This window comes from Photobacterium sp. S4TG1, from assembly GCF_036040035.1.
Lineage (GTDB): Bacteria > Pseudomonadota > Gammaproteobacteria > Enterobacterales > Vibrionaceae > Photobacterium.
Map to the genome: position 1 here is coordinate 83,969 of NZ_JAYXUH010000005.1, position 15,430 is coordinate 99,398.

Here is a 15,430-nt window from a genome sequence, read left to right on the forward strand (position 1 = left end):
GAGTCGGTCATGGCGATAGTTCAGCCTAAATCATTAAAATATCGGTTATGGGCAACACATGCAGTGTTATGGCTTTTCTTAGCAATTACCATTTTTCCATTATTGATGATTATTGCAATATCATTTCGAGAAGGTAATTTTTCTGGTGGAGAATTAATACCAAGTAATCCAACATTAGATCACTGGAAATTAGCGTTAGGTTTTACCGTAGAAAATGCTGATGGTTCAGTAACCCCACCTCCATTTCCTGTTTTACTATGGCTGTGGAATACGATTAAGGTCGCAACAATAACATCAGTATTAATTGTCGCTATGTCGACAACTAGTGCTTATGCTTTTGCTCGATTACGTTTTAAAGGCAAAGAGAATATTTTGAAAGGGATGATGGTATTTCAAATGTTCCCTGCAGTATTAGCCTTGGTGGCATTGTATGCACTGTTTGATCGTTTAGGACAATATATTCCATTCTTAGGTTTAAATACGCATGGTGGACTGATATTTGCTTATTTAGGCGGTATTGCTTTGCATGTTTGGACCATTAAAGGTTACTTTGAGACAATTGATCGTTCATTGGAAGAAGCTGCAGCGTTAGATGGTGCGACACCATGGCAAGCATTTAGATTAGTATTATTACCACTATCAGTACCAATCTTAGCTGTTGTCTTTATTCTTTCGTTCATTGGTGTTGTAACAGAAGTGCCTGTTGCATCTACATTATTATCAGATGTCAATAATTACACTTTGGCCGTTGGTATGCAGCAATACTTGTATCCCCAAAACTACTTATGGGGTGACTTTGCAGCGGCTGCTGTACTTTCTGCATTACCGATTACGATTGTCTTTTTACTTGCGCAGAAGTTCCTTGTTGGTGGATTAACTTCTGGTGGTGTAAAAGGTTAAATATAGCGTTATTACACGATGCTTAAATAATAGTATTATGATTACGTTATTTAAATCTTAAAATCCGAGAATATTTATTTTCTCGGATTTTTTATTTAACTATAAAATAATATTTGTTTTTTAGCCTGGCATAAGATCCGTTGTGTTAGCAATGTTAACGCCTAAAGCCATCATCCTTTCAACAAAGTTTTGTGCTTGTTGTTCAAAGCCTGTTACAGGGCTGGTGGTATCAATAAGAAGAGTTAATTTTTTAATGTCAGCAAATGGTAATTTATCGACCATTTGTTCAACGGTACTGGCGACGCAGTGAGATAGGGCTTGTCCTGAAATAAAGACGCGATCACTTTGTACGACTAATGTTGTTAATTGGGGATCAAACTGAGTTTTTATATCACCGCGTAGTGGGTACTCGGCTTCGCAACCACCGTAGTGTTCTGTATGTGGGTTTTCACCTTTAGATATGGTGTGATGAAAAAGTGCAGTTTGTTTTTCCCAAGCATTAATTGCTGTCTTAATTGGGGCAACAATGGTATGTCCTACTGAATCAATAACACAGTGTGTTGGCCAAATAATCAGGCTGTATTTGCCTGTTTGCTCAAGGGATTGAGTATATTCTAGTACGTGATCAAGTAGTTCTAAATTGGTCGGTAGCCATAAACCATCGACAATATTCTGATGGCTAATCAATGTAAATGGAGCAGGATGTTGTCCATGCTTATTTTGCCAATAAACTGCGTGAGCAATATCGTATTTATGGTGGCTATCAAGGGTTACAACGATATTGTTAAAATTATTTTGTTTACTATCAATGAATGTAGCAAGCCGTTGAGCATCTTCCCACGAATGAGGAACAGGAAGAGAAGGAGAGATCGACGTTGATTGAGCACCTAAAGTGAGTTGCTCATGTAATGGAACATCATAAAAGTCGTATTGAGGATCAATGATAAGTAATGACGTTATTGTTTGATGCATTGCATACTCCTTTATGCTTTGAGGTATTGATATCGGCTGAGTAACAGCAGAGTAAAAAAGTGGACTAAATATACGTGGGTGAGCGGTAATTGAAAAGAAATAACATCGTTATCTCAATCATGAAATAGAGGGATGTATACGTTTAGTGTAATTTATAAAGATGATGCATGACTGGAGTGGGGGTTAAGGTAAATAATCGAAAAAAGGGCTGCTAAACAACCCTTATTAGGAATAGTCTACATTGGCTAACTATTAACTTTTGCAGCTTCAAGTAAAGGATCGTCTAAATCACGATCTTGATTTGGTAATCCTTCGATATTATGAGAAATTACTGCCGTTGTAATACCGTTACCTAATACATTGATGGCTGAACGACCCATATCTAGAATATGATCGATGCCCATTAGTAATAAGATCCCTGATGCGGGAATATGGAAGTTTGGTAGCGTTGCCGCTAACACAACAAGGGCAGAACGTGGAACACCAGCAATGCCTTTTGATGCCAGCATGAGAGTGAGCATTAAAGTGAATATCTCTGAATTAGATAGCGAAATGTTATATGCCTGTGCAATAAACATGGCTGAGAAAGAACAATAACACATTGAACCAACGAGATTAAAAGAGTATCCCAATGGTAGTACAAAAGAGGCTAAATTCTTAGAACAACCAAACTTAATTAATTGCTCCAATGTTTTTGGATAGGCTGCTTCAGAACTTGTGGTAGAGAATGCAATTAAAATGGGATTCTTTAGCATTGAAACTAAGGTGATTACTTGTTGTTTGATAAAGATATAGCCAAGACCAATTAAAATCAGACTAGTAATCAAAATAGTTGTGTAAAATCCAAAAATAAATTGAGTGTAATTTAAAAGAACATTTAAACCTTGAGTGGCAATAATGGCTGAAATAGAAGCAAAAATAGCAAAAGGGGCAAACAGCATTACAATATTGGTCACTTTTAGCATGGTATTAGAAATAGCTTCTAATAATGATACTAATTGTTCATTTTGTTGTTGAGGAATGGATGCTCCCGCGACGCCAAAAAATAAAGAAAAAATGACAATTTGTAATATCTGATTATTCGCCATAGCACCAACAATACTGGTTGGAATCATATGAGAAATGAATGCTCTAAATGATAAACTATTGGTATCAATATTCAGTGATTGTACATTAGTTGAAATTAAATTCATGCCTGAACCTGGTTTAATTAATATAACCATGATCAAGCCAATGAAGATTGATAATACCGATGCAATAATAAACCAAGAAATTGCTCTGCCACCAATATTACGAATGGCTGATATATCTTTTAATTTCATTATTCCTGATGTTAATGTGCAAAATATTAGTGGTGCGATAACCATTTTTATTAAATTTAAAAAAACGTCGGTTAGTAACGTGATGTTGTCAGACCAGGATTGCTGTATTTTTGGTTCAACTGATTGATTAATAATAAATCCAACACCAATTCCTAATAACATAAATATTAAAATATATTTAGTTAATGTGTTTATACTTTTCATATTGTCCTTTTTATAAATCTATGGATATTTTATGGAGACTTATTTGTTACCGCTACAATATTAACGTCATTATTTTGATAATAATAATTAATAGTTATTATCACTTTAATAAGAATTTTTAATGAGGCTTAAAGCTAATTTATTTTATGGCGGATTATTGATGTCTATATAAAAAGGGATTTATATAATTAGTTATTTTATGTAAAACTTGATTGTAAAAAGCCACGTTGAATAAATTAAATTGAAAGATTAAAAATATCGATGTATAGTTTGTTATATATCGTTTTAATGAACTGAATCTATGTTTAAAAATAAGCTTTTTTCTCCGCGTTATCATATGTTACACATAACTGTATTCCTTTTTTTATTGATTAATTCACCTTCTAGTTATGCTGCTCGTCATATTATCGATCAACTAGGGCGTTTGGTTGAAATACCCGATAATGTTAATCGTGTTGTCGTTTTACAGCATCAAACGCTGAATATTCTTAATCAATTAGATGCTTTAAATAAGGTTGTTGGTATTCAACGTAGTTGGAAAAAACAACTAGGTGAAGGCTATATTCGTTTAGCACCGTCACTGGTTACTATGCCAACGCCTGGGGACTTAACTCAGGTTAATATCGAGAGCCTTTTAGCAACGCGTCCTCAAGTGGTCTTTGTTGCTAATTACGCTCCCGCTGAAATGATTAAGCAGATTGAAAGTGAAGGGATTCCGGTTATTGCTATTTCTTTACGTCATGCTCCTAACTCAGAAGGAAGTAAGCTAAATCCAACGTTAAAAGACGACGAATCGGCTTATGATCAAGGGTTAGTTGAAGGAATACCGCTAATTGCCGCGGTGGTTAATAAGCCTCAACAAGGTAAAGCATTGATTGATGCTACATTTGCACAGCAAAATCAATTGAAGCAGCGGTTAGCGACAATTAAACCTAGTCAGCGAATTCATGTTTATATGGCAAACCCGGATTTAAGCACTTATGGTTCAGGGAAATATACGGGGGTGATGATGGCGCGTGCTGGTGGCGATAATGTTGCAGCATTGACATTAAAAGGCTATCACCAAGTTGCGATGGAGCAAATTTTAACCTGGAACCCACAGGTTATTTTTGTTCAACATCGCTTCCCTGATGTTATAAAAGAAATTAATCATGAACCTAATTTTAAGTGGGTTAATGCGGTTAAAAATCAGCGAATTTATTTGATGCCTGAATATGCTAAAGCGTGGGGATACCCTATGCCAGAAGCTATCGCATTGGGTGAGTGGTGGATGGCAAAGAAACTGTACCCTAAATTATTTAAAGATATTGATTTAAATAAAAAAGTTCAGCGTTATTACCGTCAGTTTTATCGTACTGCTTATATTCAATGAAATATTCGTTATATAAAAAAGACACTATTATTGCGGTGATAGCCGTTACGATGATTGTGATGTTTTCATTAACGTTAGGTCAATATCCGTTATCACTATCTCAACTTTACTATGAGTTTTCACATCCATTTTTAAACGATAGTTTAGCTCATCATGTTCTTTGGTCTATTCGTTTACCTCGCATTGTTATTGCACTTTGTGTTGGTGGTTGTTTGGCCTTTAGTGGTGCAATATTACAAGGTGTTTTTCATAATCCTCTTGTTGATCCACATATTATAGGTGTGAGTTCTGGTGCTGCATTTGGTGGCACTTTAGCAATATTACTGGGTTTTCCTACGGCTTTAATGATGGGGGCGACGTTTGTTTTTGGCTTATTAGCGCTGGTGATCATTTATGTATTGGCTAATTTATTAGGCAAAAATGACAGATTGATGCTAATTCTGCTTGGGATTGTTTTAAGTGGTATTTTTGCGGCTTTGGTAAATTTAGTTCAATACCTTGCTGATACTGAAGAAAAATTACCCAGTATTGTTTTTTGGTTATTAGGCAGTTTTGCAACCGCTAATTGGCACAAAGTAGTATTACTATTAATACCACTATTTCTCGCGGGTAGCGTGTTATACCAATTACGATGGCGTATTAATATTTTGTCCTTAGGAGATATCGACGCCAGATCGTTAGGTGTATCGGTCACTCGATTAAGACAATGGGTATTATTATTGTGTGCAGTATTAATTGCGGCTCAAGTAGCCGTTAGTGGAAGTATTGGTTGGATAGGATTAGTTGTTCCACATTTAGCGCGGTCAGTTGTAGGTGCTGATCATCGACGATTATTACCTATGTCGTTTTGGATGGGGGCAGGGATTATGATTATTGTGGATGATATTGCACGAACACTAAGTCAGGCTGAAATTCCTTTAGGTATTATTACGGCGTTATTGGGGGCACCATTATTTATCTTTTTACTGGCCAGAGAAAAAAGAGGCCAACAATAATGACATCACATTTGAAGATTCGTTTAACGGTTGATCAATTACAATTTGGACCGAATGTTCCGCTTTTTTCACCAATGAATTTTGTTTGTCATCAAGGTGAGGTATGTGCCATTTTAGGGGCTAATGGTCGAGGAAAAACAACACTATTACATAACCTTGTGAATATTCAATCGGCGCTTGCTGGTGATATTTCTGTTTGCGGTGGAATTGGTTTTGTACCACAGTCGTGTGCATTCGCTTTTTGTTATCATGTAATTGACGTTGTATTAATGGGGGTGGCGCAAAAAATAGGATTGTTCTTTCAACCATCCGGTGATGATGAAAAACGGGCTTTAGCTGTACTGGCTGATTTAGGTATTTCATCACTCGCTAATCGTCTTTTTACGCAGTTGTCAGGTGGTCAGCAACAGTTGGTTTTAATTGCTCGCGCATTAGTGGCTGATTGTGCCGTGATTGCATTAGACGAACCTACATCAGCATTAGATTTACATAATCAGCAAACAGTATTGAGATTACTGCAAACATTGGCTCGCCGAGATAATAAGTGTGTAATATTTACAACTCATGATCCTAGTCATGCGTTATTAGTCGCAGATAAAGCGTTGTTATTATTGCCTCAAGGAAAATGGTTATTTGGTAATTGTCAGAAAATATTGAATTTATCTAATCTTCAACAAGCTTATGGTGTTAATACTAAACAAGCGACTTTTATTGTTGATCAACAACCTTATCAAACCATTATTCCATTGTTTGATGGATTGAATTAAAACCTGCTTGTTGAAGGCAGTGTTGCCCTGAAGTTGAAAGTAAGTAATTAACAATAGGAAGAGCAAGTTCATCGTTATATGCAAGGCCATAAGTTGCAAAAATATTATCTTGAGCAGGAATAGGGATCACTATTAATTCAGGATCACTTGTTAGAATCGATTGATAGTGAGAATAACCGATAAATATATCAATGTTATGGTGCTGAATAAGAAACGACGCAGCGGTGTACTCTGTAGGTACGGTTAACGTATTAACTCCACCAACCAGAGGTAGCGCTGTTTTTTTTAGATAGTCACTTAATGGCTTATTGTACTGCGCTATTTTGTCAAATAATTGCCACGTATAGTCACCAGAAGGATCACAGTTTGGTGTTGATGTCGCTAATAATAATGTTGGATCGCTAATATAATCGAGCCATGTTTTATGTGGTTGATAATGACGACGGGCAATGGTTAAGCAAAGACTATTGTGGCAAAAAGGCATTATGTTTTTCATTGTCGCAATGGATTGTAAATGTTGTGGATGAGCCATATTTGCAGATAGAAAGAGATCACAGTCCATGCCTGATTGTATGTTTTTACATAATAAGCCCGCTGGGCCAAAAGTAAATGTTATTGAACGTTGGGTTAATTGTTCCAATTGTGATTTTATTTTAGCCATTGTTGCACTAAGGCTACCTGCGGCGAAAATTTTTATAGCGGGTTGTTGAGTTTTCATAATGGCTATCCAATCGTTTAAAATAGCGTGATTAACAATATATAAATATATTATGCTTAAAATATCGCTATGTATAATATTTATTATTAATATAATCGTATTTATAAAAAGATTATTTGTTAACTAGTTATCGATATTTATTACGCTAAGGGGATATCATTATTTATAAAATTAATAACATAATTCATTGATTGTTATATATCTAATCGTTAATTTAGGTAAAGCAATATGGCTAATTGTGATTTTTTTGTAAAACTTAGTTTTCATTCTGGTTTGACGATAATGGTTGATTGATCGTAACGATAATCAATATCATTACCACCTTTATTGTAGTCAATCAGGGAATAGATAATGAAAAAAACACCTATCGTAATCACATCGACTTTAATTTTGTTTTCAGCTACTGCCATTTCTCAAGAATACCCTTTAGGCCAGCCCACAATTAAAGATGGAATGGAAATTCAAGGGGTTTATTTACAGCCAATTACTATGGATATGGAAGGTGCTGGTAATAATATGGATCAATTATCCGCGGATAAGGCTGATATTCATTTAGAGGCAGATATACATTCCGTTGATGAAAACCCAAATGGATTTGCGGAAGGAGATTGGATTCCATATTTAACTATTAAATATTCGGTCACTAAATTAGGAGAGAAAGAAACCACTCAGTCGGGTATGTTTATGCCAATGGTTGCCAGTGATGGCCCTCATTATGGTAAAAATATTAAACTCGATGGAAAAGGAAAATATAAAGTGAGCTTTACCATTTATCCACCATCATATAATAAAAATGCACCTTTTTTCCGCCATATTGATAAAGAAACTGGTGTAGCACCTTGGTTTAAGCCTTTTGATGTATCTTGGGAATTTAATTATGCAGGTATTGGACGTAAAGGCAGTTATTAATATTCATATGTAAATAACAAGGGAAGGATCTGCTTCCCTTCTTTTTGTTTATTAAGTTAATATTGAGGCAAAATGAAAAAGTATTTATCACTTATTATTCTATCATTTTATTTGTTTTCACCAATATCTGCTTACGCTGCCGAAAAATATACAGTTTATTTGAAAATTAATAATGGTGAGTTTATCCCTTCTGTTTTAAATGTACCGATTGATAAAATTATTCGTATTAAAGTTTCAAATACAGGTAACCAACCCGCTGAATTTGAAAGTACTCAATTACGAAAAGAAAAGGTGTTAGCGCCAGGCGCGAGTTCTGTCGTGATTATTGCTCCGCTTAGAAAAGGAACGTATACCTTTTTTGATGACTTTCATTTAAATCAACCACATGGAAAGATCATAGCTAAAGAGCAAAGCCAATGAAGGGACAAATCTTATTTGTAATTTGGCGTGAAAGTATAGAAGCTTTGTTATTAATTGGCATTATTTACGCCTGGATTAAACAGCATATTGATAGTCGTAATGGGTTACGTTATCTGTGGGGGGGGGTAGTTATTGGTATTAGCTGCTCTATTTTATTGGCACTGCTCATTTATGGCGTTTTTAATGTTTTAAATGACACTGGCCAATCGTTGTTTATGATATTTATGGAGCTTAGTGCTTGTGTGTTAATTGTGCAGATGGTCTATTGGATGAATAGCCATAGTCATTCGATGAAATCTGACATTGTCTCTGGATTAGAACAGAAAACTGGAAAACGAAATTGGTGGGGGGTAACTTTTATTGTTGCAATTGCGATTGCTCGTGAAGGTAGTGAAATAGTCGTGTTCCTTTCTGGTTTTATCATGTCTCTTAATGCGAATAATGCTGTTGATTTCTTTGCAGAAGTCGCTGGGGGAATCGTAATTGCTGCGCTGACATTGTATCTATTTTCATTGATAAATCATCATGTTCCTTGGCGAGTATTCTTTAATACCACTGGTGTTTTACTGTTATTCCTTGCGGTGTCACTATTACTTAAAGGCGCAGAAGAGATCATCAATCTGCTTCTTGAATATGATTATTCTATTCCTGATTTTCTTTATTTACCGGCTTGGAATACGACCGGATTTATTGATGATTCTGGTATTGTTGGCAATTTACTAAATGCTTTTTTTGGTTATCGTTCACAACCTATTTGGCTTAGTGTTATTGTATTTGTTTCGTATTGGGTTGTTATTGTAGCCTTGTTTGTACGGAGAAAAAAGCATGCGTAATAAAGCAAGCATTTCCATTGTTTATCTAATGTTTGGGCTGTTTTTTTCACAAAACGTTATTGCAAAGGCTTTACGATCCCCTGTACAAACAGGTAATGAGATTATTATTGCTAAAGGTGATATTCCTACCCCTGAAAAATACCGGAAAATAACCACGGATTACATGACCTATGCAGTTAAAAATATTGGCAATACGATTTTACAGTTAAATAATTTAAAGCAGAACTTAAAAGATAATCATGTGATGAAAGCTCAGAAGGCTTACATTCAAGCACATCAATATTATGAAATTGTTCGGCCTATTATTCGATTATTTGGTCATACCGATCGGATTATTAATTCTCGCTCTAGTGATTTTCTTGACGGCGTAACAGACTACCGTTTCAAGGGGTTTCATCTGGTTGAATATCTATTATTTAATCAACATAACATAAAAGCGACTTTGATCGCTGTTGATGAATTGTTGATGAACGTAAATGATATAAAACGAAGACTTGAAACAGAACAGGTTGATATTGTAAAACTGATTCAGTCGTCATCTGATTTTATTGAAATGATATTAGAAACTAAGCTTGCCGGTAAAGAAAATATCTACAGTAATTCTGATTTGACTGATATTGCCGCTAATATAGAAGGTTCTAAATATATTTTTGATAGAATAATGTTATTCGTACCACACTCAACATCAATGCCAATAATGAAAAATTATATAAAAATAATTGGAATTATAGAGAGCTATAAACTTAATACTAACGAGTATAAACCTTATAACGATTTAAGTTTAAAAGATAAAGCAGCATTATTTTCTGTTTTAACACAACAAGCCTATTTATTAGCAACACTAAGGGCAACATTAAACCTTGATGTGTATTACAAGTATGAGTACTCAAAATAAGGAAATAAATGAAATGAAAACACTATCAAGTTTTAAATTATCTCGACGTAATGCATTAAAAACATTGGCGATTGGTAGTGCTGTTCTTACTGTTCCAGCAATAGCAGCACAAGAGCGTGAGGCTGAAAGTCATTATAAACAGCAGATTGATTTTCAGGGTCTACATCAAGCAGGAGTGATTACGAAAGAGCAAAAAAATGTTTCATTTATTAGTTTTAACGTAACAGCAATGACATTAGCTGAGCTTAAGATGCTCTTTAAAGTGCTGACGACTCGAATTGCTTATTTAACGCAATCTGAAAATTTACCTGTGAATAAAATTGATAAGATGCCTCCTTTAGAGTCTGGAATGTTGGGCGAGCACTTAGATCCTGATTCATTAACCATCACCGTTTCCTTAGGGGCGAGCTTGTTTGATTCTCGATTTGGATTAACGCAATTAAAGCCACGTCACCTAGTAGCAATGAAAAGCTTTCCTAATGACCAACTTGATCCTCATTGGTGCGGAGGGGATATCGGGTTACAGATTTGTGCAAATAGTCCTGAGAGTGTGGTTTATGCTTTGCGTGATATTTTACAGCATACGAGTATGTATATGGTTCCACGCTGGAAAATGGATGGGTTTTTACCGTCACGTGATATTGATAATAAAACAACACCGATAAATTTATTTGGGTTTAAAGATGGTACTGGCAATGCTCCTGCTGATAATACTGATTTGATGGATGAGTTAGTATGGGTTACGGATAAAGATAAAGAACCTAACTGGTGTGTTGGTGGTTCCTACCAAGCAGTTCGTTTAATCCGTTTTAATCTTGAATTTTGGGATAGGACACCCTTAGAAGATCAAGAAAATGATTTTGGTCGCCATAAAATTACAGGTGCTCCTATTGGAATGCAGCACGAGCATGATTCGCCTAAATATGAGACAGACCCACACGGGGATCGTATTTTGTTTAATTCACATATGCGCAGAGCTGAGCCTCGTAGTCCAGAGAGGTACACGGCAAAATTACGCCGTCGTAGTTACAGTTACTCACTAGGCATAAATACGTTTGGTATGTTAGATATGGGACTTATTTTTGTATCCTACCAAAAAAATCTTCAAACAGGTTTTATTGATACTCAAAAAAGGCTCAATGGCGAACCGCTAGAACGTTATATTAAACCCTTTGGCGGCAGTTATTATTTTGTACTTCCAGGAGTGAAAATTAAGGGGGAGTATCTTGGTCAAGTGTTGCTTGGTGAGGTTGTTTAACACATAAGAAACAAAAGCATGGTCTAACTTGGACAGCCACACGAATTGTTTAACAAAAGCTAGAAAAGCTTGGACAGCCAATACATTGCAGACTCTCAATAAGCCACTACACTTAAGCTTCAAGTTGCTTATGGTGGAAGAAATGACTGTCTCAAGACGTAAATTAATCGAACCTCAAATCACCCCGTATTATCATATTATTAATCGTTGCGTTCGGCGGGCTTATTTGTGTGGAGATGATCCATATAGTGGTAAGAATTATCAACATCGACGTGGCTGGATCGTTAATAAAATCAAGCAATTGTCCGAGGTGTTTTGTATTGATGTTTGCGCTTATGCCGTCATGAATAACCACTATCATTTAGTATTAAAGATCGATATACAGCAACAACAGGCGTTATCACCTCAAGAGGTTATTTCGCGTTGGTTGCAGTTATTTAATGGTCATCCTATTGCGGTAGATTTTGTTAATAATGGTGATGTCGATATAGATAAAAAACAAGCTTTATCAACATTAGTTGCAGAATGGCAGTTACGATTAGGCAGCATTAGTTGGTTTATGCGGTGTTTAAATGAAGAAATCGCACGTAAAGCCAACAAAGAAGATGAATGTACTGGTGCATTTTGGGAGGGACGATTTAAATCTCAAGCGCTGTTAGACGAACAAGCATTGCTCTCTTGTATGATGTATGTTGATTTAAATCCCATCCGTGCAGGATTAACGACATCGTTGCAAGATTCTGATTTTACTTCAATTCAACAGCGAATCGTGGAATATAATCAAACAGCTATAATAAAAAAAACAGCTTCAAATTCATCATCAGTTAAGCATTCTAAAATTGGATTATTGCCTTTCATTGGGGCAGAACATCAGGCTAAGCAGATAGGGATCCAATTTGCTTTTGCTGATTATTTAGAGCTGATTGATTGGACTGGTCGTAATATTCGTGAGGATAAAAAAGGCTTAATTCCAATGAATCAACCTAAATTATTACAACAAATGGGTGTCAATGCTGAAGCGTGGCTAGATAATAGTGATGACTTTATGGAGCATTATACCAATGCGAGCGGTAAATGGTTGCGAATGTGTGCATTCCAACAATATTTTGGTGGTCGTTGGTGTAAAGGTAAAATAGCCAGTCAAAAATTGCACCCTAATTAATAAACAGTATCTGATTGAAGACGTTACTCACCGCAATAATCTTTATTGTGGGACTTTACGATCTTGCTAGACAGAAAATAGCTAATTTCTAGTTTTAGGTGATAAGGCATTAACCATAAAGGCCATTGAGCGGCACTCTATTTGGTGCGCTGTAGCTATTTTTGTATAAAAAGGAGTGGCTGTCCTGACAAAAAGATCTGGCTGTCCTAATGTTGTTTGCTAATGCTGTTTTAGTCCATCAAGAGTAAAAAATTCTCCTTAAGTATTTGTTTCTCTTTTGTCTTATCTTTGTGATTAAAGATTAATGGCATTGATTTTCCTGTAAAAATTTCATTGTTAATTCCTATTAGTGTCATTGGTATTAACAGTTATACATTTTAGTTATATCAATATACTTTTGCCACGAAGTAAAAATTCGTTAGGTATAGATATGTGTGTTAATGGAATGTTTTTATAAGGGAAATAATTATGCGAACGTCAAATAATATATTGTTAATAACGACAGTGTTAGTTAGTGGATCATTACAAGCTCAAACAATAACGAGAGATAATGGTGCTCCTGTTGGCGATAATCAGAATTCAATAACTGCTGGTGCAAATGGTCCAGTACTTCTTCAGGATGTTCAGCTCATTCAAAAACTTCAGCGTTTTGCAAGAGAGCGTATTCCAGAGCGTGTTGTTCATGCTCGAGGTACAGGTGCACATGGTGAGTTTGTTGCAACATCAGATTTTTCTAATTTAACATCATCTGCTCCTTTTGCTGAGAAAGGGAAGATAACTCCCGTTTTTGTTAGATTTTCAACTGTAATCCATTCTAAGGGGTCTCCTGAAACGTTACGGGATCCTAGAGGTTTTGCGACAAAATTTTATACTGAACAAGGAAATTGGGATTTAGTTGGTAATAACTTACCGATATTTTTTATACGTGATTCGATTAAGTTTCCTGATATGGTTCACTCTTTAAAACCATCTCCAATTACTAATATACAGGATCCAAACCGCTTTTTTGATTTCTTTAGTTTAGAACCTAGTGCTACTAATATGCTGACATGGGTTTATAGTAATTTAGGAACACCTGCTAGTTATCGAACGATGGATGGATTTGGTGTTCACGCATATAAATGGATTAATAAGCAAAGCGATGTTAACTATGTTAAATTTCAATGGAAAAGCCAGCAAGGTGTAAAAAGCCTTAGACCAAATGAAATTGCTGAGATTCAGGGGAAAGATTTTAACCACTTAACCAACGATCTGTACACAGAGATAAAGGCTGGTAATTATCCTAAATGGGATCTATATGTAAAAGTATTATCCCCAGAGCAAATGAGTAAACTTCAATATAACGGATTAGATGCAACTAAATCATGGTTAAATATTCCGGATAAAAAAGTTGGCACGATGACCTTAAATCGTGTACCTGATAATTTCTTTTTAGAAACGGAACAAGCAGCTTTTGCACCATCTAATTTAATTCCTGGTATTGAACCATCTGAAGACCGATTATTACAAGGGCGTTTGTTTGCTTACGCTGATACGCAAATGCATCGTGTTGGAGTAAATCAATTTCAGTTACCGATAAATCGTCCATTAGCTCAGGTGAATAATTATAATCAAGATGGATTTAGTAATAACGCTAAAAATGATTCAAATATTAACTATGAACCAAGTAATAATATAAAATTATCAGAAGATCCGCAGTATAAAAATGTTGAAACAAAACTCAGCGGTATGATTCAACAAAAAGCGATCGCAAATCCGCGTGATTTTTATCAAGCAGGTGTTTTTTATAGAAGTCTGAGTGAGCAAGATAAAACAGATCTTATTCATAATCTTTCTGGTGATTTAAATAAAGTTAATAATGAAGCAATAAAAGTTAAAATGGTGAGTTATTTTTACTTAGCTGATGAAAACTATGGCATGCGCTTAGCTAAAGCAACGCATATTCCATTAGAAAAAATAATTAACAAAAATCATTAAATAATATTAACTTACAAAGAGTTTTGCTAATTCCCCCCGATTAGTATCTTTGTAAGTTTCTTCTTTTTAGAGGCTACGGAAATGAAAAATATTGTTTATATTACATTTTCTCTTTTGCTATTAGTTGTATCAAATTTCGCAATGGCTTTAGATAGTCATAAAAAAGATTCTGAGCAGTTGATCGAATTATTCTTTGACGCTGCGAGAGTTGGAAATAATGAAGTACTAAATGAATTTATTCATGCTGGATTTCCTATCAATGAGCCTAATGCTCAGAGTTATACTGCATTGATGGTTGCAGCTTATTACGGTCATGAATCATCAGTTGATTTATTACTTAAAGAAGGTGCTAATGCTTGTATTGAAGACAAAAGAGGAAATACTGCATTTATGGGGGCATTAATCAAAGGTGAAGTGAAAATAGCTAAAACGTTATATAAGGCTGATTGCAGTTATGGTGATCATCGAAATAAATCAGGATTAAGTCTGACAGAGTTTGCTACTTTATTTGGACAACAAAAAGTATTAGAAACATTTAAAAAACCGACGTTGTAGGTAATCAATTAACTATTCATTTCTACAATGAGATTCTCACTACTATTTAACGTTTAATTCGTGGGATTTGTATCAGTTTTTTAGAGATAATATGGCTGTTTAGTTTTTGATATATTAGATATGAAAGCAGTTACACTTATTAATATGTTATATAATTAGTCTAATCATAAG

At 35.2% G+C, this 15,430-nt stretch carries 15 protein-coding genes; 12 read left to right on the forward strand and 3 right to left on the reverse strand.

The window, feature by feature from the left end:
* Positions 1-9 precede the first annotated feature (9 nt).
* Positions 10-900, forward strand: coding sequence for a maltose ABC transporter permease MalG (gene malG / locus VXS03_RS08520; RefSeq protein ID WP_327763215.1), 891 nt, complete (start codon positions 10-12; stop codon positions 898-900).
* Between the two features lie 120 nt (positions 901-1,020).
* Here the strand turns inward: malG and VXS03_RS08525 are convergent, their stop codons facing one another.
* Entirely contained in the window at positions 1,021-1,872 is an 852-nt protein-coding gene (locus tag VXS03_RS08525) for a hypothetical protein (RefSeq protein WP_327763216.1), read from the reverse strand.
* Positions 1,873-2,117: 245 nt separating this feature from the next.
* The gene (locus tag VXS03_RS08530; protein WP_327763217.1) at positions 2,118-3,398 is read right to left on the reverse strand and encodes a dicarboxylate/amino acid:cation symporter; all 1,281 of its coding nucleotides are present in this window, start codon (positions 3,396-3,398) and stop codon (positions 2,118-2,120) included.
* A 301-nt stretch (positions 3,399-3,699) separates the two neighbouring features.
* On the opposite strand from VXS03_RS08530, the gene VXS03_RS08535 reads away from it, so the two are divergent.
* From VXS03_RS08535 to VXS03_RS08545, 3 genes are read left to right on the forward strand one after another with little or no spacing between them, the layout of a single operon-like run.
* On the forward strand, positions 3,700-4,770 hold the full coding sequence (locus VXS03_RS08535; RefSeq protein ID WP_327763219.1) for an ABC transporter substrate-binding protein: 1,071 nt from the start codon (positions 3,700-3,702) through the stop codon (positions 4,768-4,770).
* Positions 4,767-5,765 carry a FecCD family ABC transporter permease gene (locus tag VXS03_RS08540; protein WP_327763220.1) on the forward strand — a complete coding sequence of 333 codons (999 nt, stop codon included), beginning with the start codon at positions 4,767-4,769 and terminating at the stop codon, positions 5,763-5,765. The genes VXS03_RS08535 and VXS03_RS08540 overlap by 4 nt, the downstream gene beginning before the upstream one ends.
* The gene (locus VXS03_RS08545) at positions 5,765-6,532 is read left to right on the forward strand and encodes an ABC transporter ATP-binding protein (RefSeq protein WP_327763222.1); all 768 of its coding nucleotides are present in this window, start codon (positions 5,765-5,767) and stop codon (positions 6,530-6,532) included. The genes VXS03_RS08540 and VXS03_RS08545 overlap by 1 nt, the downstream gene beginning before the upstream one ends.
* Here the strand turns inward: VXS03_RS08545 and VXS03_RS08550 are convergent.
* Positions 6,504-7,250: a substrate-binding domain-containing protein gene (locus tag VXS03_RS08550; RefSeq protein WP_327763223.1), complete on the reverse strand. Its 747-nt coding sequence runs from the start codon at positions 7,248-7,250 to the stop codon at positions 6,504-6,506. The genes VXS03_RS08545 and VXS03_RS08550 overlap by 29 nt on opposite strands.
* Positions 7,251-7,601: 351 nt before the next feature.
* Here VXS03_RS08550 and VXS03_RS08555 point away from each other — a divergent pair, with 351 nt between their 5' ends.
* From VXS03_RS08555 to VXS03_RS08590, 8 genes are all read left to right on the forward strand, one after another.
* Positions 7,602-8,159 carry an iron transporter gene (locus VXS03_RS08555; RefSeq protein WP_327763224.1) on the forward strand — a complete coding sequence of 186 codons (558 nt, stop codon included), beginning with the start codon at positions 7,602-7,604 and terminating at the stop codon, positions 8,157-8,159.
* Between the two features lie 72 nt (positions 8,160-8,231).
* Positions 8,232-8,579, forward strand: a complete 348-nt coding sequence (locus VXS03_RS08560) for a cupredoxin domain-containing protein (protein ID WP_327763225.1) — start codon at positions 8,232-8,234, stop codon at positions 8,577-8,579.
* Positions 8,576-9,412 (forward strand): FTR1 family iron permease, encoded by an 837-nt coding sequence (locus VXS03_RS08565; RefSeq protein ID WP_327763226.1) that lies wholly within the window; start codon positions 8,576-8,578, stop codon positions 9,410-9,412. Before VXS03_RS08560 ends, VXS03_RS08565 begins: the two co-directional genes overlap by 4 nt.
* Positions 9,405-10,307, forward strand: a complete 903-nt coding sequence (locus tag VXS03_RS08570; protein WP_327763227.1) for an EfeM/EfeO family lipoprotein — start codon at positions 9,405-9,407, stop codon at positions 10,305-10,307. Before VXS03_RS08565 ends, VXS03_RS08570 begins: the two co-directional genes overlap by 8 nt.
* Positions 10,308-10,320: 13 nt before the next feature.
* Positions 10,321-11,565: an iron uptake transporter deferrochelatase/peroxidase subunit gene (gene efeB, locus VXS03_RS08575; RefSeq protein WP_327763228.1), complete on the forward strand. Its 1,245-nt coding sequence runs from the start codon at positions 10,321-10,323 to the stop codon at positions 11,563-11,565.
* A gap of 142 nt (positions 11,566-11,707) precedes the next feature.
* Complete coding sequence (locus VXS03_RS08580) at positions 11,708-12,727, forward strand: transposase (RefSeq protein WP_327763229.1); 1,020 nt, start codon at positions 11,708-11,710, stop codon at positions 12,725-12,727.
* A 468-nt stretch (positions 12,728-13,195) separates the two neighbouring features.
* Positions 13,196-14,704: a catalase gene (locus VXS03_RS08585; RefSeq protein WP_327763230.1), complete on the forward strand. Its 1,509-nt coding sequence runs from the start codon at positions 13,196-13,198 to the stop codon at positions 14,702-14,704.
* Between the two features lie 81 nt (positions 14,705-14,785).
* Entirely contained in the window at positions 14,786-15,259 is a 474-nt protein-coding gene (locus VXS03_RS08590) for an ankyrin repeat domain-containing protein (protein WP_442957432.1), read from the forward strand.
* The last annotated feature ends 171 nt before the right edge of the window (positions 15,260-15,430 follow it).

Coding starts and splice junctions, on each gene's coding strand:
- malG (WP_327763215.1), top strand. CDS start 10: ATGGCGATAGTTCAGCCTAAATCATTAAAATATCGGTTATGGGCAACA.
- VXS03_RS08525 (WP_327763216.1), bottom strand. CDS start 1,872: ATGCATCAAACAATAACGTCATTACTTATCATTGATCCTCAATACGAC.
- VXS03_RS08530 (WP_327763217.1), bottom strand. CDS start 3,398: ATGAAAAGTATAAACACATTAACTAAATATATTTTAATATTTATGTTA.
- VXS03_RS08535 (WP_327763219.1), top strand. CDS start 3,700: ATGTTTAAAAATAAGCTTTTTTCTCCGCGTTATCATATGTTACACATA.
- VXS03_RS08540 (WP_327763220.1), top strand. CDS start 4,767: ATGAAATATTCGTTATATAAAAAAGACACTATTATTGCGGTGATAGCC.
- VXS03_RS08545 (WP_327763222.1), top strand. CDS start 5,765: ATGACATCACATTTGAAGATTCGTTTAACGGTTGATCAATTACAATTT.
- VXS03_RS08550 (WP_327763223.1), bottom strand. CDS start 7,250: ATGAAAACTCAACAACCCGCTATAAAAATTTTCGCCGCAGGTAGCCTT.
- VXS03_RS08555 (WP_327763224.1), top strand. CDS start 7,602: ATGAAAAAAACACCTATCGTAATCACATCGACTTTAATTTTGTTTTCA.
- VXS03_RS08560 (WP_327763225.1), top strand. CDS start 8,232: ATGAAAAAGTATTTATCACTTATTATTCTATCATTTTATTTGTTTTCA.
- VXS03_RS08565 (WP_327763226.1), top strand. CDS start 8,576: ATGAAGGGACAAATCTTATTTGTAATTTGGCGTGAAAGTATAGAAGCT.
- VXS03_RS08570 (WP_327763227.1), top strand. CDS start 9,405: ATGCGTAATAAAGCAAGCATTTCCATTGTTTATCTAATGTTTGGGCTG.
- efeB (WP_327763228.1), top strand. CDS start 10,321: ATGAAAACACTATCAAGTTTTAAATTATCTCGACGTAATGCATTAAAA.
- VXS03_RS08580 (WP_327763229.1), top strand. CDS start 11,708: ATGACTGTCTCAAGACGTAAATTAATCGAACCTCAAATCACCCCGTAT.
- VXS03_RS08585 (WP_327763230.1), top strand. CDS start 13,196: ATGCGAACGTCAAATAATATATTGTTAATAACGACAGTGTTAGTTAGT.
- VXS03_RS08590 (WP_442957432.1), top strand. CDS start 14,786: ATGAAAAATATTGTTTATATTACATTTTCTCTTTTGCTATTAGTTGTA.